Annotated in this window: 16 protein-coding genes; 3 read left to right on the forward strand and 13 right to left on the reverse strand. The window is 62.4% G+C overall.

The annotated features are described in order from the left end of the window. Window positions 1-83: 83 nt before the first annotated feature. The 5 genes from mglB to ACJ8KE_RS10320 all read right to left on the reverse strand — a co-directional run bounded on the left by mglB (window position 84) and on the right by ACJ8KE_RS10320 (window position 5,825). Window positions 84-1,076 carry a galactose/glucose ABC transporter substrate-binding protein MglB gene (gene mglB / locus ACJ8KE_RS10300; protein ID WP_004938962.1) on the reverse strand — a complete coding sequence of 331 codons (993 nt, stop codon included), beginning with the start codon at window positions 1,074-1,076 and terminating at the stop codon, window positions 84-86. A gap of 264 nt (window positions 1,077-1,340) precedes the next feature. Further along, window positions 1,341-2,378, reverse strand: coding sequence for an HTH-type transcriptional regulator GalS (gene galS / locus ACJ8KE_RS10305; protein WP_016928450.1), 1,038 nt, complete (start codon window positions 2,376-2,378; stop codon window positions 1,341-1,343). A 127-nt stretch (window positions 2,379-2,505) separates the two neighbouring features. Further along, on the reverse strand, window positions 2,506-3,678 hold the full coding sequence (yeiB, locus tag ACJ8KE_RS10310; protein ID WP_016928451.1) for a DUF418 domain-containing protein YeiB: 1,173 nt from the start codon (window positions 3,676-3,678) through the stop codon (window positions 2,506-2,508). Between the two features lie 79 nt (window positions 3,679-3,757). Then, entirely contained in the window at window positions 3,758-4,423 is a 666-nt protein-coding gene (gene folE / locus ACJ8KE_RS10315) for a GTP cyclohydrolase I FolE (protein WP_004938969.1), read from the reverse strand. A gap of 244 nt (window positions 4,424-4,667) precedes the next feature. Further along, window positions 4,668-5,825 carry a YbfB/YjiJ family MFS transporter gene (locus tag ACJ8KE_RS10320; RefSeq protein WP_079450985.1) on the reverse strand — a complete coding sequence of 386 codons (1,158 nt, stop codon included), beginning with the start codon at window positions 5,823-5,825 and terminating at the stop codon, window positions 4,668-4,670. A 105-nt stretch (window positions 5,826-5,930) separates the two neighbouring features. Here ACJ8KE_RS10320 and ptrR point away from each other — a divergent pair, with 105 nt between their 5' ends. From ptrR to fghA, 3 genes are read left to right on the forward strand one after another with little or no spacing between them, the layout of a single operon-like run. Beyond that, complete coding sequence (ptrR, locus tag ACJ8KE_RS10325; RefSeq protein ID WP_016928453.1) at window positions 5,931-6,851, forward strand: putrescine utilization regulator PtrR; 921 nt, start codon at window positions 5,931-5,933, stop codon at window positions 6,849-6,851. Between the two features lie 30 nt (window positions 6,852-6,881). After that, complete coding sequence (locus ACJ8KE_RS10330; protein WP_016928454.1) at window positions 6,882-8,006, forward strand: S-(hydroxymethyl)glutathione dehydrogenase/class III alcohol dehydrogenase; 1,125 nt, start codon at window positions 6,882-6,884, stop codon at window positions 8,004-8,006. A gap of 14 nt (window positions 8,007-8,020) precedes the next feature. Then, window positions 8,021-8,863 (forward strand): S-formylglutathione hydrolase, encoded by an 843-nt coding sequence (gene fghA, locus ACJ8KE_RS10335; RefSeq protein WP_079450984.1) that lies wholly within the window; start codon window positions 8,021-8,023, stop codon window positions 8,861-8,863. 35 nt (window positions 8,864-8,898) lie between these two features. Here the strand turns inward: fghA and ACJ8KE_RS10340 are convergent, their stop codons facing one another. The 8 genes from ACJ8KE_RS10340 to ACJ8KE_RS10375 all read right to left on the reverse strand — a co-directional run bounded on the left by ACJ8KE_RS10340 (window position 8,899) and on the right by ACJ8KE_RS10375 (window position 16,729). Continuing rightward, window positions 8,899-9,201 (reverse strand): CcdB family protein, encoded by a 303-nt coding sequence (locus ACJ8KE_RS10340; protein ID WP_028127948.1) that lies wholly within the window; start codon window positions 9,199-9,201, stop codon window positions 8,899-8,901. A 9-nt stretch (window positions 9,202-9,210) separates the two neighbouring features. Next, a complete protein-coding gene (locus ACJ8KE_RS10345) occupies window positions 9,211-9,453 on the reverse strand; it encodes a type II toxin-antitoxin system CcdA family antitoxin (RefSeq protein ID WP_079449478.1) in 243 nt (80 codons plus the stop codon). Between the two features lie 81 nt (window positions 9,454-9,534). After that, window positions 9,535-10,443, reverse strand: coding sequence for a glutathione ABC transporter permease GsiD (gene gsiD / locus ACJ8KE_RS10350; protein WP_016928457.1), 909 nt, complete (start codon window positions 10,441-10,443; stop codon window positions 9,535-9,537). A gap of 9 nt (window positions 10,444-10,452) precedes the next feature. Next, the gene (gene gsiC / locus ACJ8KE_RS10355; RefSeq protein WP_016928458.1) at window positions 10,453-11,373 is read right to left on the reverse strand and encodes a glutathione ABC transporter permease GsiC; all 921 of its coding nucleotides are present in this window, start codon (window positions 11,371-11,373) and stop codon (window positions 10,453-10,455) included. 52 nt (window positions 11,374-11,425) lie between these two features. Next, window positions 11,426-12,961 carry a glutathione ABC transporter substrate-binding protein GsiB gene (gene gsiB / locus ACJ8KE_RS10360; protein ID WP_016928459.1) on the reverse strand — a complete coding sequence of 512 codons (1,536 nt, stop codon included), beginning with the start codon at window positions 12,959-12,961 and terminating at the stop codon, window positions 11,426-11,428. Between the two features lie 23 nt (window positions 12,962-12,984). Beyond that, window positions 12,985-14,859, reverse strand: coding sequence for a dipeptide ABC transporter ATP-binding protein (locus ACJ8KE_RS10365; protein WP_016928460.1), 1,875 nt, complete (start codon window positions 14,857-14,859; stop codon window positions 12,985-12,987). A gap of 19 nt (window positions 14,860-14,878) precedes the next feature. Further along, window positions 14,879-15,835 (reverse strand): isoaspartyl peptidase/L-asparaginase family protein, encoded by a 957-nt coding sequence (locus ACJ8KE_RS10370; RefSeq protein WP_016928461.1) that lies wholly within the window; start codon window positions 15,833-15,835, stop codon window positions 14,879-14,881. A gap of 357 nt (window positions 15,836-16,192) precedes the next feature. Beyond that, window positions 16,193-16,729: a DUF924 family protein gene (locus ACJ8KE_RS10375; protein WP_038629078.1), complete on the reverse strand. Its 537-nt coding sequence runs from the start codon at window positions 16,727-16,729 to the stop codon at window positions 16,193-16,195. Between the last annotated feature and the right edge of the window lie 5 nt (window positions 16,730-16,734).

The raw sequence follows: 16,734 nt of genomic DNA on the forward strand, positions 1-16,734 counted from the left end.
ACGATCTTGCAGTCGTAAACATCCCCGCCGGCGGTATCCCTGGTGTTGGCGCCGCAGGCGGGGTCTTAGCGGGATCTCAATTCTTATTTAACAAACTGAGACAGGTTGTCTTTATCTACGCCGACGTAAGGAATACGCACGACTTTATTTTCGATTTTATATTGGGTGCCTTCGGTGGCCGGCTTGCCCGCCGCCAGGTTTTTCGCCAGCTCGAAGGTGGCCTTCGCCTGGTTGTCGGCGTCGTTCAGCACCGTGCCCGCCATCGCGCCGGATTTCACCAGCGCCAGCGCTTCAGGCAGCGCATCGACGCCGAACACCGGAATACTGGTCTTGTTGTGCGCTTTCAGCGCTTCCACCGCGCCCATCGCCATGGCGTCGTTGTTGGCGATCACCACTTCGATCTTGTTGGCGTTAGGGCCGGAGAGCCAGGCATCCATCTTGTCTTTCGCCTGCGCGGTATCCCACATCGCGGTATCCATCTGCAGCTGCTGGGTCTTGATGCCTTTTTCGTTCAGCGTTTTCACCACGTAGGTGGTGCGCGCTTCGGCATCCGGGTGGCCCGGCTCGCCTTTCAGCAACACGAACTGGATCTGGCCGTCTTTGTTCAGATCCCAGGCCGGGTTGGCTTGCCAGTGTTTGGCGATCAGTTCGCCCTGGATCACGCCGGACTCTTTGGAGTCGGTGCCGACGTAATATGCCTTGTCATAGCTGTCCAACGCCTTGCGGGAAGGTTCTTTGTTGTAGAACACCACCGGGATATCGTTTGCGCGCGCCTTATCGATAACCACCGGCGCCGCGGCCGGGTCGACCAGGTTGATCGCCAGCGCTTTCACGCCTTTGGCCAGCAGCACATCGATCTGATCGTTCTGCTTGGACTGATCGTTCTGCGAGTCATTCATCAACAGGGTAACGTCCGGTGAAGCCTTGGCGTCTTTCTCGATCGCCTTGCGCACCACCGACATGAAGTTGTCGTCGTATTTGTAAATCGTGACGCCAATACGGGTGTCAGCATGGGCTGCGGCGCCAAACATCATGGCTGCGGCCATGGCGGCCAGGGTGAAAACCTTCTTATTCATTGTCAGTCTCCGGTTCTGTGTAGGGTATTACTCGTCTTTGAGCCAATGGTCACCGGCAGTGCGCACACCCCAGGCCTGGCGATTTCCACTCAACACCTGTCGTCCGTGGATCTTGTTATTTCCGAGAAATGCTGTGTCAGCGCGAGATAAAGGTTGCAGCGGCAAGGGTCTTTGCGCCGGAAAACGCCTAGAGCATAGACGGCGCGATGTTAATATTCTGTGAATTTTCTCACAGATTGAAAACGGTTACACAAGATTAAATCGTCAGAGAGTGACCGTCGCCTCACTTTGCCAGGGGGCGACAGAATGGCGCCGCACCAGCGTCGGCATGAACAGATGACCGGCCTGCGGCTCCGCCAGGCCTGCTGCGCCCTGCAATGCCAGCTCGGTGGCCAGCGTGGCCATCGAGACGATCGGGTAGCGCACCGTGGTGAGTTTGGGGCTGGTGTAACGCGCGATGGGGATGTCGTCGAAGCCGATCAGCGAGAAATGCTGCGGCACCGTGATACCGTTTTCTTTCAACACCGCCATAGCGCCGGCGGCCATGGCGTCGTTGTAGGCGAACACTGCGCTCAGCTGTAAGTTGCGCCCCAGCAGCTCCACCATCGCCGCCTCGCCGCCTTGCAGATCCGGCGAACCATAGGCACGCCAGTTGTCGGGCGTGGCCAGCCCGGCGGCGGCCATCGCCTGCGCATAGCCCTGCTGGCGCAGCGGCCCGTCTTCGATCGGGTGATTGGAGCCCAGATAGCCGATGCGCCGATGGCCCTGCGACAGCAAAAGACGCATCGCCATTTCTGCGCCGCAGACGTTATCCAGCCCGACGCAGCGCGGCTCATAGCCGGGGATAATCCGGTTGATCAGCACCATGCCCGGCACCTGCTCCAGAAAACCGATCAGCTCGGCGTCGCTCAGGGCTTTGGCGTGAACAATCAGGGCGTTACAGCGTTGGCGGATCAGCACTTCGATCGCGTGGCGCTCTTTGTCCGCCTGATGATAGCTGTTGCCGATCAGCAGATACTTGTGGTGTTTCTGCGCCACCGTGTCTACCGCTTTCACCAGCGCGCCGAAGAACGGATCGGAGACGTCCATCACCACCACGCCCAGGGTATCGCTGCTTTGGGTCGCTAACGCCTGCGCGTTGGCGTTGGGGCGATAGCCCAGATCCGCCACCGCCTGCAGCACCTGCTCGCGCGTCTCTTTGCTGGTCAGCGCGCTGTGGTTCAGCACGCGGGAGACGGTCGCCACGGAGACCCCGGCGCGTTTCGCCACGTCGCGAATGGTGATCGGATGAACTGGAGGCATGCGGGATCCTGAAATCGGGGTTGTGGCCGGTGGCGCTATCCTACCCCGATTGGCCCGCTGCTCTGCGTGAATTACGTCACAGGAAAGAAAACGTTTACATACATTTTTTTAACCTGCCGACGGGCGCTCACTTCAGCGTCCTGGGTTCCGCTGCGCCGGCGGCCAGCTGAGTCAGCTTGCGCCACAGCCATTCCATCGGCCCCTGCTCGAAGTAACGCAGCCACAGTGCGGAAAACGCCAGGTTGGTCAGCCAGACCAGCGGCACGAACGCCAACAGCTGCAGCCGGTCAAACTGCTCATAGAGGCCGAAACGATAAAATAGCGTGGTGCAGATCAGCGTTTGCAGCAGGTAGTTGCTCAACGCCATACGCCCCACCAGGGTCAGCCAGCGGGCGATGCGCAGGCGCGACAGTGCGGGCCAAAAACCGTAACACAGCGCCAGATAGCCCATCGCCTGCAGCGGTGCGCCCAGCTCACGCGGGACCTGCAGCAGGAAACCGCTCCAGCGATAGTCCCACTGCACCTGCCATTGCAGCGCCACCGCCGGCAGCTGGATCAGCACCGAAAGCGGCAGCAGCCACGCCGCCTGCCGCAGGTAATAGCCGGATGAGTAGCTGCCGCGCAGCCAGCCGCTGCGCATCAGCCCGGCGCCGAACAGCATCAGCCCCGCCAGCTCCCAGCCATACTGCGCGCCGATGGCCAGCAGGCTGGAGGAGAGCAAATCGGCGCGGCTGCGCCAGGCTTCGAAACCGCCCTGCAGCTTCCAGAACTTCTCGTACTGCAACTCCGCCACGCCCGGCTGCCAGAAGCTGCCCGGCTCACCGTGCGAGACGAAGCCGAGCAGCAGCAGCACCGCCACGCCAATCAAGTACAGCACCACGCCGGTTTTCAGCAGTTGGACGGTTTCTTTGGCTTCGCGGATCATGCGCCAGCACACCAGGCCGATCAGCCCGTAGGCCAGCAGAATGTCGCCGTCCCACAGGAAGATCGCGTGTGCGAGGCCGAACAGCACCAGCCACGACAAGCGCGCGCGGATCCAGCTTTTGCCGCGCCGCAGCAGCATTTGCAGCCCGGCGCCGAACAGCAGCGCGAACATCGCCAGGAACTTGGCCTGGGCGAAGAGATCGAGCAGCGCCCAGGTCCAGGCGTCGCGCGATGACGGCATCCCCAAATAGGCCGGGTTGAGGTAGGCGGCCTTCGGCAAGCCGAAAGCGCTGATGTTCAGCAATAAAATGCCGAGGATGGCGATGCCGCGCACGCAGTCCAGCGTGGCGATGCGCGGCAGAGGATGACTGTTCATTTTTTATCGCTGTCTTCCGCTCATGAAAAAGGCGCCCGCAGGCGCCTGTTGTCGTCTTGCGGGTCGCCCCGCAACGCCATCACCCCTGGTGATGACGCACCGCACGCAGGAACTCCTGGCGGGTATTCTGGCTGGACTTGAACAGCCCCCCCAGCGAGGTGGTGGTGGTGGCGCTGGTCGCGTCACGAATGCCGCGCGCCTTGACACAATAATGGACCGCATCGATCGATACCGCCACGTTATTGGTGCCGAGCAGAGTCTGCAGCGCGACCAGGATCTGCTGGGTCAGGCGCTCTTGCACCTGCGGACGCTGGGAGAAGAACTGCACGATGCGGTTGATCTTCGACAGGCCGATCACCGAGTCTTTCGGGATATAGGCCACGGTAGCCTTGCCGTCGATGGTCACGAAGTGGTGTTCACAGGTGCTGGTCAGCGTGATATCACGCACCGTCACCATCTCATCCACCTTCATCTTGTTCTCGATGACGGTGATTTTCGGGAAGTTGGCGTAGTCCAGCCCGGAGAAGATCTCGTCGACATACATTTTGGCGATGCGATGCGGCGTTTCCGCCAGGCTGTCATCGGACAGATCGAGATTCAGCAGCTGCATGATTTCGGTCATGTGCTCTTTGATGCGACGCTTGCGCGTTTCGCGATCCAGCACTTCCCCGCGCAGCGGCGTCTCCAGACCACGCTCTTCCAGTGCCGCATGCACCAGCGCGGCTTCTTTACTTAATGATGTCATGTATTTGTTCTCCTGCGGACGGAACCCGCCGGCGGCCTGGTAGGGCGTGCGGCCGGCGAATTGCTTGCTCTCGTGACGGCAGAGTTTTCGTGGTGGATAACGTGAACCCGGTCAAGATTTTGCCCCCACTGTAGATGAGAGCGCGGCGATTATCCAGCGATAGTGCTTCATCCGCAGGTGAAATATTCGCATTTAGCACAATCGGGCCGGCTGCGGGTTTCCATGTTTTTTGTATGGATTTTAATCACCGAGTCACCGTTTTTTGCGCCAACCGCCGCGCCGGGGTATTCACCACCAGCCCCCCGGCCGCCAACAGCGCCGCCACTGCCACATACAGCGCCGGCTCCAGTCGATGGGTCATGGCGGTCGACAGCGCCGACAACATCGGCCCGACCAGTTGGCCGATCGCATAACCGGTGGTCAACAGTCCGGCCATGTAACGCGCATGACGCGGCGCCAGCTCACGCCCGTGCTGAAGAGCAAGTTGCACCACGCAGAGGAAACCGCCGCCGGTCAGCAGCGCCCCGAGCGCCAGGCCGGCCACGCCCGGCACCACTTCGGCGCTCAGCACGCCCACCGCCTGTATCCACAGCGTGATCGCCAACCGGGTCTGGGTGGTCAGCCGATGGCGGGTCAGAATGCCGATGACAATCCCCAGCACCGCCGCACCGCCGAACACCGGCCAGACGAACTGCGCGAACAGGCTGGCGGGAAAGCGCGCCGCCGCCATCTGCGACAAAAAGGTCGCCGGCAGGATGTAGCCGAAGCCGGCCAGACTGTAGCTCCACACCAGGCGTTTGAGCGCCGGCGTCAGCAGCAGCGGCTCCGGGGCCACGTCCGGGCGATGCAGCTCGCCGCTGCGCGGCAGAAAGGCGCTAATCCCCCCGACCAGCACCAGCGCCAGCCCGCCATACACCAGCCAGGCCTGCGCCGCCGTCAGCCCCAGCGCGTTGATGCCCACCGCCAGCATGCCGCTGAGGAAGATGCCGGCACCCGGCCCGGCGAATACCGCCGCGCTCAGCGCCGGCCGGCCGTAGTGCGCCAACCGCTCGTTGGTCCAGGCCGCCACCAGCACCATCGCCCAGCCGCTGGCCCAGCCGATGACGAAGCGCAGCGCGCCGTGCGTCCATTCATCCTGCGCCAGCGCCGACAGCAGCGTCAGCGCCATCGCGCCCCATACGCCCAGCCACAGGCGCCGCTCGACGTGGCGCGTGGCGCGCATCGCGTCGTAGGCGCCGCACAAGTAGCCCAAATAGTTGATCGCCGCCACCAGCCCGGCGCCGGTCAGGCTGAACTGATGTTCCGCGATCATCAGCGGCACCTGCGGGGTGAAAGCGAAGCGGCCAATGCCCATCGCAACGATCAGCGCGGCAAACCCGCTCAAGGCAATACGTAAAGCCATATCGGCATCCAAAAGGTTAAAAGAAAGTTGCCAGTATCATGCCGCAGTATTAAACTCACAAAAACTGAATAATACTAATCAAGTTCATCACGAAACGAGAATATTATGGATCTGACCCAGCTTCGCATGTTCTGCTGCGTAGCGGAAACCGGCTCGGTCGCCCGCGCCGCCGAGCAGCTGCACCGCGTGCCGTCGAATCTGACCACCCGGCTGCGCCAGCTCGAGCAGGAGCTGGGCGCCGATCTGTTTATCCGCGAAAAACAGCGCCTGCGCCTGTCGCCGATGGGCCATAACTTTCTGTGCTACGCCAATCGCATCCTGGCGCTGAGCGACGAGGCGATGAGCATCACCCATGCCGGCGAACCGGCGGGCAACTTCGCCCTCGGTTCGATGGAAAGCACCGCCGCCACCCGCCTGCCCTCGCTGTTGGCGGCTTACCACCAGCGCTTCTCGCAGGTTTCACTGTCGCTGACCACCGGCACCTCCGGCGAAATCGCCGATCGGGTGCGCGCCGGTACGTTGGCGGCCGCCCTGGTCGACGGGCCGGTGCCTTATGACGAGTTGAACGGCTGTATCGCCTATCCTGAACATATGGTGGTGATCTCCTGTCTCGATCACGCGCCGATCCACAGCGCCAAAGACGCCAACGGCGAAACGCTGTTCGCCTTTCGCGCCAGCTGCTCCTACCGCCTGCGGCTGGAAGCCTGGTTCAAGCGCGAAGGCGCGCGGCCGGGGCAGATTATGGAGATCCAGTCCTATCACGCCATGCTGGCCTGCGTCGCCAGCGGCGCCGGGCTGGCGATGATCCCGCATTCGGTGCTCAGCCTGCTGCCGGGCCATGAGCGGGTTCGGGTTCACACCCTGCCGCCGGACGTGGCCGACACCGCCACCTGGCTGCTGTGGCGCCGCGACGCGTTCGGGCCGAACGTGCGCGCGCTGAAAGAATTGATTATTGAACAGACGGAAACCGCCGCTGTTGATGAAAGCACCCCCAACGATTTATCAGACGTTGTCGATATCGCCTGATTTAAAAAGAAAACCACTGAGGAGACTATGATGGAGATGATCAAAACCCGCGCCGCCGTTGCCTGGGGCCCGAACCAGCCGCTGAAGATCGAAGAAGTCGAGCTGATGCCACCGCAAAAAGGCGAAGTGCTGGTGCGGATCGTCGCCACCGGCGTTTGTCACACCGACGCCTACACCCTGTCCGGCAAAGATCCGGAAGGCGTGTTCCCGGCGATCCTCGGCCACGAGGGCGGCGGCGTGGTGGAAGCGGTCGGTGAAGGCGTCACCAGCGTGGCGGTCGGCGATCACGTGATCCCGCTCTACACCCCGGAGTGCGGCGAGTGCAAATTCTGTAAATCCGGCAAGACCAACCTGTGCCAGGCGATCCGCGCCACTCAGGGCAAAGGCCTGATGCCGGACGGCACCACCCGCTTCTTCAAGGACGGCAAGCCGATCTTCCACTACATGGGCACCTCCACCTTCTCCGAATACACCGTGGTGCCGGAGATTTCACTGGCGAAAATCAACAAGGAAGCGCCGCTGGAAGAAGTGTGCCTGCTGGGCTGTGGCGTCACCACCGGCATGGGTGCGGTGATGAACACCGCCAAAGTGCAGCCGGGCGACACCGTGGCGATCTTCGGTCTGGGTGGCATCGGCCTGTCGGCGATCATCGGCGCGCAGATGGCCGGCGCGGGCCGCATCATCGGCATCGACATCAACACCAGCAAGTTCGATCTGGCGCGCAAGCTTGGCGCTACCGATCTGATCAACCCGAAAGACTATGACAAACCGATTCAGGAAGTGATCGTCGAGCTGACCGACGGCGGCGTCGACTTCTCCTTCGAGTGCATCGGCAACGTCAACGTGATGCGTTCCGCGCTGGAGTGCTGCCACAAGGGCTGGGGTGAATCGGTGATCATCGGCGTCGCGGGCGCCGGCGAAGAGATCTCGACCCGGCCGTTCCAGCTGGTCACCGGCCGCGTCTGGCGCGGTTCGGCATTCGGCGGCGTCAAGGGCCGTTCGCAGCTGCCGGGCATCGTCGAGCGCTATCTGGACGGCGAATTCGCGCTGAACGACTTTATCACCCACACCATGGGGCTGGAGCAGATCAACGAAGCGTTCGATTTGATGCACGAAGGCAAATCGATCCGTTCCGTCATCCACTTCGACAAATAAGCCAGGAGGCAGAGATGACGTTGTCATTGGAACTTCTCGAAGAGCACCGCATGTTCGGCGGCTGGCAACAGCGTTATCGCCACGCGGCGCAGAGCCTGAATTGCAACATGACATTCAGCATCTACCTGCCGCCGCCGCGCGATGACAACCCGCCGCCGGTGTTGTACTGGCTGTCGGGGCTGACCTGCAACGACGAGAACTTCACGTTGAAAGCCGGCGCGCAGCGCATCGCCGCCGAGCTGGGCCTGGTGCTGGTGATGCCGGACACCAGCCCGCGCGGCGACGAGGTGCCGAACGACGAAGGCTACGATCTGGGCCAGGGCGCCGGGTTCTACCTGAACGCCACCCAGGCACCGTGGGATCGTCACTTCCGCATGTACGACTACATCAGCGCCGAACTGCCGGCGCTGATCGAACAGCACTTCAGCGTCAGCGATCGTCAGTCGATCTTCGGCCACTCGATGGGCGGCCACGGCGCGCTGATGATGGCGTTTCGCAATCCGCAGCGCTTCCGCTCGGTATCGGCCTTCGCGCCGATCGTCAACCCGTGCCAGGTGCCGTGGGGCCGCAAGGCGTTCACCGCCTATCTGGGCAGCGACGAGAGCCAGTGGCTGCAGTACGACAGCTGCCATCTGCTGGCCAGCGGCGCGGAAAAAATGCCGGTCCTTATCGATCAGGGCGATGACGACCAGTTCCTGGCCGATCAGCTGCAGCCGGCGCGGCTGGCCGAACTGGCGCGCCAGCGCGACTGGTCGCTGACGCTGCGCATTCAGCCGGGGTACGATCACAGCTACTTCACCATCGCCACCTTCGTGGAAGATCACCTGCGCTTCCACGCCGAGCACCTGTTCCGCTGATAAAAAATCCGGGCGGTTTAACCGCCCGGATTTCTTCAAAAGCCATCAATCAGAAAATCGATAGCGGCTTTAATTTGATTCCTGTGCTCATTGACATTACCAACGGCCTTCCCAATCTGCGAAATACGTACGGCAGCCATCTCATGCGTCATAACAAGAAACTTTTCGCCGTTGACCTCAATCTCCGGGCATAAACGTGCAGAAATTTTAACCCTGACGTTATCCAAAGCATAAAGAGGGATCATTAACCGGGTCGAGAGGACATCAATAAGATCGCTTTGAACGTCCAGTAAGTAGGGATAGGCTGATGCCGGATACGTATTGTCATATACGGTAATATTGCATGTTCAAAATGTCCGATATTCATCAGACAACAAACCATTTTCTTCAGTGATACGATTAAGTTCTTCTAACGCCGCGCGATTTTGCTCGCGCCACTGTTGAATCTCAATATCCCTGACGCGGACGCTCAATGCGTCTGTCAATACGGATGACACATTGACGCCCAGGGATTTTGCGCGCTGGAAAAGATCGCGATCGATGGTTACGTTGACTGTCTTTTTCGTCACATTGCTATTTGCCATATCCATACCTCATCCCTGTAATATACACGGGTCAAATTTTCATCAGTTATACTCGTAAAACAGGGGTATGCCAATTCAGCGATGCCCTCACCCCTTCAATTTCGGATCGAGCGCGTCGCGCAATCCGTCGCCCAACAGGTTGAACGCCAGCACGGTGATGAATATCGCCAGGCTGGGGAAGATCGCCACGTGCGGCGCGATCACCATATCGGCGCGCGCTTCATTGAGCATCGCCCCCCACTCCGGCGTCGGCGGCTGGGCGCCCAGGCCCAAAAACGACAGGCTGGCGGCGGTGATGATCGAGGTGCCGATGCGCAGGGTGAAATAGACCACGATCGAAGACAGGGTGCCCGGCAGGATGTGCCGCAGGATGATGGTCCCGTCCGAGGCGCCGATGCTGCGCGCCGACTCGATATAGGTCAGGTGCTTCAGCACCAGCGTATTGCCACGCACCAGGCGGGCGAAGGCCGGAATGCTGAAGATCGCCACCGCGACGATCACGTTGGCCATGCCGCTGCCCATGATCGCCACCACGCCAATCGCCAGCAAAATGCCGGGAAACGCGAACAGCACGTCGCAGACGCGCATGGTGAGGCGATCCCACCAGCCCTCATAGTAGCCGGCCAGCAGCCCCAGCAGGGTGCCGATCGCCCCGCCCGCCAACACCGAGAACACCCCGGCCGCCAGCGAAATGCGCGTGCCCATCAGGATGCGGCTGAAGATATCGCGCCCGAGGGAATCTACGCCCAGCCAGTGCACCAGCGAAGGCCCCTCATTCAGCCGGTCGTAATCGAAGTAATTTTCCGCATCGAACGGCGCCAGATAAGGCGCCAGCAGCGCCGCCGCAATCAGCAGCAGCACCAACAGGCCGGCGACCAGCGCCGCCCGCTGACGGCGAAAACGCCGCCAAAACTCACCCCACGGCGTGCGTACCGCGTTAGGGTCGATAAGCGGCATCGCCTTCAGTGCGGCGTTGCGCCGCCAATGCTTAATCATGCCGCATCCTCATTGGTAACGAATCGCCGGGTTGATCGCCGCGTACAGCATATCCACCAGCAGGTTGATCAGGATGAACTCCAGCGAGAACAGCAGCACCTCGGCCTGGATCACCGGGTAATCGCGCATCTCCACCGAATCCACCAGCAAGCGCCCCAACCCCGGCCAGTTGAATACCTTCTCCACCACGATCGAACCGCCGAGCAGGAAGCCGAACTGCAGCCCCATCATGGTCACTACCGGTATCATCGCGTTGCGCAGGCCATGCTTCATCACCACCACGCTTTCCCGCACGCCCTTGGCGCGCGCGGTGCGCATGTAGTCCTCCTGCAACACCTCGACGAACGAAGCGCGGGTGAAGCGCGCCATCACCGCCGCCACCGCCGCCCCCAGGGTGATCGAAGGCAGAATGTAGTGCCGCCAGCTGTCGGCGCCCACCGTCGGCAGCCACCCCAGCTCGACCGAGAACACCTGCATCAGCAGCATGCCGAGCGCAAAGGCCGGGAACGAGATCCCCGACACCGCCAGCGTCATGCCGAGGCGATCCGGCCAGCGGTTGCGCCACACCGCCGACACCACGCCAATCGCCAGACCGAACGCCACCGCCCACAGCATGCTGGCGACGGTCAGCCAGAAGGTCGGCATAAAGCGCGAGGCGATCTCTTCGCTCACCGGGCGCTTGGACACCATCGAGATGCCGAAGTCGCCCCGCAGCGCGTTGCCGAAGAAGTGCGCGAACTGCTGCGGCAGCGGCTTATCCAGCCCCAAATCCTTGCGCACCAGCTGCACCACCGCCTCGTCGGCCTCCGGCCCCGCCGCCAGCCGCGCCGGATCGCCCGGCAGCAGGTGGACGAACAGGAACACCAGCACCGCCACAATCAGCAGCGTCGGGATCAGACCCAGCAATCGTTTCAGAAAATAATTGAGCATCTCATTCCTTCCCCCGCCCGCCGCCGTCTGGCCGCAGGCGGGGATGGGCGCCTTATTTCAGATCGGCGTTATCAAAGTTGAACGAGGTATCCGGCATCACGTAAAAGCCGCTCAGCTGTTTGCTGTTGGCCGACAACAGACGTTCGGTCGCCAGGAAGATCCAGGGCGCGTCGGCCCAGATGCGATCCTGCGCGTCCTGATACAGTTTCTGCTTCTCGGCGCGATCGGTGGTCGCCAGCGCGTCGGTCAGATCCTTGTCCACCTGCGGATTGCTGTAGAACGCGGTGTTGAACTGCTTCGGCGGCGCCGCCTGGGTAGAGAACAGCGGCGACAGCGCCCAGTCCGCTTCCCCGGTCGAGGCCGACCAGCCGGTGTAGAACAGCCGCACGCCGGTGTCTTTCACCCCGACGCTCTCCACCTGCGCCGCGCGCTGCCCGGCGTCCATCGCCGTCACCGTCACTTTCACCCCCACCTGCGCCAGCTGCTGCTGGGTGAACTGCAGCACCTTCTGCGCGGTGCTGTGGTTGTGGGAAGACCACAGCGTGGTGGTGAAGCCGTTCGGGTAGCCGGCCTCTTTCAGCAGCTCGCGCGCCTTGGCCGGATCGTACGGCCACGGCTTATAGCGGGCGGCGAAATCGATCGCCGGCGGCACCGGTCCTTCCGCCGGCACCGCGTAGCCGGCGAACGCCACCTTGATCAGCGCATCCTTATTGATGGCGTAGTTCAGCGCCTGGCGCACCTTCGGGTTATCGAACGGCTTTTGGGTGACATTCATGCTGATGTAACGCTGCAGGATCGATGGCGCGGCCACCACGTCCAGCTTGGCGTTGCCTTCCAGCACCTTGGCCTGCTCGTAAGGGATCGGGAAGGCGAAGGTCGCCTCGCCGGTCTGCAGCATCGCCGCGCGGGTGTTGTTATCCACCACCGGGCGCCAGGTGATGCTGTCGAGCTTCGGCAGCCCCGGCTGCCAGTAGCCGTCGAACTTCTTCACCTTGACGAAATCGGTCTGGTTCCAGGTCACGAACTGATACGGCCCGGTGCCCACCGGGTGGAAACCGATTTCCTTGCCGTATTGCTTCAGCGCCGCCGGGGAGATGATCGCCGCCGCCGGGTGCGCCAGGTTGTTGACGAACGCCGAGAACGGCGCCTTCAGCACGATCTTCACCGTATTGGCGTCCACCGCTTCGGTTTTGTCGATCATCTTGAACAGGTTGTAGCGCTTGAGGTGGCTGTCCGGGTTGCTGGCGCGATCGAGGTTGATCTTCACCGCTTCGGCGTTGAACGCGGTGCCGTCGTGGAATTTGATGCCCTGGCGCAGTTTGACGGTGTAGGTCAGGCCGTCTTTGCTGACCTCATAGCTGTCCGCCAGCACGTTTACCAGCTTCATGTCCTTGTCGAAGCCGAACAGCCCCTGATAGAAAGACTTGGCCACCGCCTGCGACAGCGTGTCGTTGGCGTCGTAAGGATCGAGGGTGGTGAAGTTGGAGGCCACGGCGATCACCGCGTCCTTCGCCGCCCAGACCGGGCCGGTTCCCGCCGCCAGCAGTACGGCGGCCAACAGCGCATTGCGTTTGAATGTGTGCTTCATGTCGCTTGTCTCTCCTGAGGTCTTTAAAAAGCACCGGCGATCGGGTGGCGGGCGACAAAGTGCCCGGCGCCAACCTGCACCAGCGGTGCGGTAACGGGTTCATCGCCCAGTGCGCGCACCGGGCTGGGGATCTCATCGGCCGGCAGCGGCTGCCGTTTGTGAGCATGTGCGGGATCGGCCACCGGCACCGCCGCCATCAGCTTGCGGGTATAGGGGTGCTGCGGATTGTCGAACACTGCCTGCCGCGGGCCGATCTCGACGATCTGCCCGAGGTACATCACCGCCACCCGGTGGCTGATGCGCTCCACCACCGCCATGTCGTGTGAAATGAACAGAAAAGCGATGCCGAACTCGCGCTGCAGATCGAGCAGCAGATTGACGATCTGCGCCTGAATCGATACGTCCAGCGCCGAGACCGCCTCGTCGGCGATCACCACTTTCGGGTTCAGCGCCAACGCGCGCGCGATGCAGATGCGCTGACGCTGACCGCCGGAAAACTCGTGCGGATAGCGGCGCGCATGTTCCGGCAACAGGCCGACGCGTTCCAGCAGCCAGGCCACCCGCCGTTCCGCCTCGCGGCCGCGCATCACGTTATGCACCAACAGCGGCTCCATGATGGAAAAACCGACCGTCAGGCGCGGATCGAGCGAGGCGTAAGGATCTTGAAAGATGAACTGAATATCGCGCCGCAGGTGCTGCAGCGCCGATCCCTTCAACCGATCGATTCGCCGCCCGGCGAAGGTAATGGTGCCGCTTTGGCTGTCCACCAGCTTCAGCAAAGAGCGCCCGGTGGTGGACTTGCCGCAGCCGGACTCGCCCACCAGCCCCAGCGTCTCGCCGGGGTAAAGATCGAAACTGACGTTTTCCACCGCGTGCACCCGGCGAGTGACCCGATTGAACAGCCCGCCGCGCAGATCAAAACGCGTGACCAAATGCTCCACCCGCAGGATCGGCGCAGCGTCTGGCGGCACGGTATCCTGCGGCGCGGCATCGCCCTCGCCATCCGGCAGCGGAAACTTCGCCGGCAGCGGCCGATCGGCCATCGCCCCCAGCTTCGGCACCGCCGCCAGCAGCGCCCGGGTATAGGCCTGTTGCGGCGCGGCGAACAGCTCGCGCACCCGATTTTGCTCCACCTGCTCACCGCGGCGCATCACCAGCACCCGATCGGCGATCTCCGCCACCACGCCCATGTCGTGAGTGATGAAGATCACCCCCATCTGCATCTCCTGTTGCAGCACGCGGATCAGCTGCAGGATCTGCGCCTGAATGGTGACGTCGAGGGCGGTGGTGGGTTCATCGGCGATCAGCAACGCCGGCTTGCAGGAGAGCGCCATGGCGATCATCACCCGCTGGCGCATGCCGCCGGAAAGCTGATGCGGGTAGCGCCCCAGCACCTCTTTAGCCTCCGGAATGCGCACCAGGTCGAGCATGCGCAGCGCCTCCTGGCGCGCGCTGCGGTGGTCCATGCCCTGATGCAAACGCAGCGATTCGGCGATCTGCTCGCCGACCGGAAACACCGGGTTGAGCGAGGTCATCGGCTCCTGGAAGATCATCGCCATATCGGCGCCGCGCACCGTGCGCAGCGTGCGCTGCGAGGCGCGCGCCAGATCGAGCAACCCGCCGTCGCGCCGGCGCAGCGTCATAGCGCCGCCGACGATGCGCCCGCCACCCTGCTCCACAAGACGCATCAGCCCCAGTGAAGTCACCGATTTGCCGGAGCCGGACTCACCGACGATCGCCAGCGTCTCGCCGCGATCGAGATCGAACGACAGGTTGCGCACCGCGTCTACGGCGCCGTCCGCTTGAGGAAAGCTGATGCTCAGATCGCGCACCGTCAGCACCCGCTGCGGCGGCAATGACAGCCCGTCGCCGGCGGGCCGGAATGAAACGTCGGTCATACCCCCTCCCGGTGAACGCTTAGCGATAAATCCCGACGGACGGCGCATCGCCGACATAGCCAAAACCGCGGTACATCCCCTCGCTGTTGAACGGCAGCGCGATATTGCCGTGGCGATCGACGGCGATCATGCCGCCGCTGCCGCCCAGCGCCGGCAGCTTCTCCATCACCACCCGATCGCTGGCCTCTTGCAGGCTGAGCCCGCCGTATTCGATCAGGGCGGAGACGTCATAGGCCGCCACGCCGCGCATGAAGATTTCGCCGGTGCCGGTGCTGGAGACCGCCACGGTGGCGTTGTTGGCATAGCAACCGGCACCGATGATCGGCGTGTCGCCCACCCGCCCGGCCTGCTTGTTGGTCATGCCGCCGGTGGAAGTGGCGGCGGCGAGGTTGCCCAGCGCATCCAGCGCCACCGCGCCGACGGTGCCGAATTTGCGATCGGGATCGAGCGGATCCCCGGCCTGCGCCGCGCCGTCGTGATCGAGCAAGACCCGCCCCTGCTCCGCCTGGGCGCGGTGCAGCTGATCAAAACGTTCCTGAGTAAAGAAGAAGTCGGGGGCGACCATTTCCAGGCCGTGGGCGGCGGCAAACTTCTCGGCGCCTTCGGCGGCAAACAGCACGTGTTCGCTGTTTTCCAGCACCGCGCGCGCCGCCAGCACCGGGTTGCGGATATGGCTGACGCCGGCGACGGCGCCGGCGTCGCAGGTGCGGCCGTCCATCACGCAGGCGTCCAGTTCGTGGGTGCCCTGATGGGTAAACACCGAGCCTTTGCCGGCGTTGAACAGCGGGCATTCCTCCAGCAGCCGCACCGCTTCGGTCACCGCGTCCAGCGCGCTGCCGCCCTGCGCCAATACCGCCTGCCCAGCGGCCACGATCTCGGACAGCGCCTGGATATACTGCCGTTCTTTTTCCGCACTCAGCGCCGCCCGGGTAATTGCGCCCGCGCCGCCATGAATGGCAATCACTGGTTTGCTCATTTGCCTGACACCCTGTGTTAATCCCGCCGTTGCGCAGCGAATAAGCTGAACGCGGTATCATTATTATTCAGTCTTTTTCGACTCTATTTAGTCCTACAGTGGAAGTACAGCATAACGTCCACGCCCCGCTTTTAGCGTAGCGCGCTTAGACCATTTCGCACCTTGAAATAGCTTATTGGAATAAAAACAGCAGGTTATAAAAAGCGGTAAACCGCTGACAGTGCGGCTGGGATTATTGGTAACTTCGCGAGAGGAAATAGCGGTAGAGCGTAATGAAATAAACGTTCGCGCTGAGTCACGCTTATTGCGGCGCCCGGCCTGCTGTTTTTGCCCGGCCGGGCGCAGATGATCCGACGATTAAAAACCCGATCCTGGCTGCTGTAAAAAGGCCTCTTCTTCCGGCGTGCTGGTGCGCCCCAATATCGCATTGCGATGCGGGTAGCGGCCGAAACGATCGATGATTGCCTTATGCCGCAGCTCGAACTCCAGCTGGTCGCCGTTATTGAGCTCGGTATATAACACCAGCGCCTGCTGGTGGATCAGCGGCGATTCCGAATGCATGAACGGCAGATAAAGGAAGCCGCGCTGCTCGCGGCTCAGCCGTTCGCACTCCCCGCTGCGGATCGCCTCCTGCGCCAGGACCAGCGCCATGCCGTCGCAGGCGAATGACTGCGGTGTGCCGCGAAACAGGTTGCGGCTGAACTGATCGAGCACGATCACCTCCGCCAGGCGCCCTTCGATGGTGTCGCGCCAGTGCGCCAGCTCCCCCGCCGCCGCCGCCCGCCAGATTTCGCCGAAACGGCTGTGCAGCAGACGATCGAAATCATCGTCCTTTTTGAACCACATCACCGGTTCGATCTCGTCGAACCAGAACTCGATAACCTGTTTATGCATCATGA

The organism is Serratia sp. CY56464 (genome assembly GCF_052168435.1).
GTDB classification, from domain to species: Bacteria; Pseudomonadota; Gammaproteobacteria; order Enterobacterales; family Enterobacteriaceae; genus Serratia; species Serratia marcescens.

Coding starts and splice junctions, on each gene's coding strand:
- mglB (WP_004938962.1), bottom strand. CDS start 1,076: ATGAATAAGAAGGTTTTCACCCTGGCCGCCATGGCCGCAGCCATGATG.
- galS (WP_016928450.1), bottom strand. CDS start 2,378: ATGCCTCCAGTTCATCCGATCACCATTCGCGACGTGGCGAAACGCGCC.
- yeiB (WP_016928451.1), bottom strand. CDS start 3,678: ATGAACAGTCATCCTCTGCCGCGCATCGCCACGCTGGACTGCGTGCGC.
- folE (WP_004938969.1), bottom strand. CDS start 4,423: ATGACATCATTAAGTAAAGAAGCCGCGCTGGTGCATGCGGCACTGGAA.
- ACJ8KE_RS10320 (WP_079450985.1), bottom strand. CDS start 5,825: ATGGCTTTACGTATTGCCTTGAGCGGGTTTGCCGCGCTGATCGTTGCG.
- ptrR (WP_016928453.1), top strand. CDS start 5,931: ATGGATCTGACCCAGCTTCGCATGTTCTGCTGCGTAGCGGAAACCGGC.
- ACJ8KE_RS10330 (WP_016928454.1), top strand. CDS start 6,882: ATGGAGATGATCAAAACCCGCGCCGCCGTTGCCTGGGGCCCGAACCAG.
- fghA (WP_079450984.1), top strand. CDS start 8,021: ATGACGTTGTCATTGGAACTTCTCGAAGAGCACCGCATGTTCGGCGGC.
- ACJ8KE_RS10345 (WP_079449478.1), bottom strand. CDS start 9,453: ATGGATATGGCAAATAGCAATGTGACGAAAAAGACAGTCAACGTAACC.
- gsiD (WP_016928457.1), bottom strand. CDS start 10,443: ATGATTAAGCATTGGCGGCGCAACGCCGCACTGAAGGCGATGCCGCTT.
- gsiC (WP_016928458.1), bottom strand. CDS start 11,373: ATGCTCAATTATTTTCTGAAACGATTGCTGGGTCTGATCCCGACGCTG.
- gsiB (WP_016928459.1), bottom strand. CDS start 12,961: ATGAAGCACACATTCAAACGCAATGCGCTGTTGGCCGCCGTACTGCTG.
- ACJ8KE_RS10365 (WP_016928460.1), bottom strand. CDS start 14,859: ATGACCGACGTTTCATTCCGGCCCGCCGGCGACGGGCTGTCATTGCCG.
- ACJ8KE_RS10370 (WP_016928461.1), bottom strand. CDS start 15,835: ATGAGCAAACCAGTGATTGCCATTCATGGCGGCGCGGGCGCAATTACC.
- ACJ8KE_RS10375 (WP_038629078.1), bottom strand. CDS start 16,729: ATGCATAAACAGGTTATCGAGTTCTGGTTCGACGAGATCGAACCGGTG.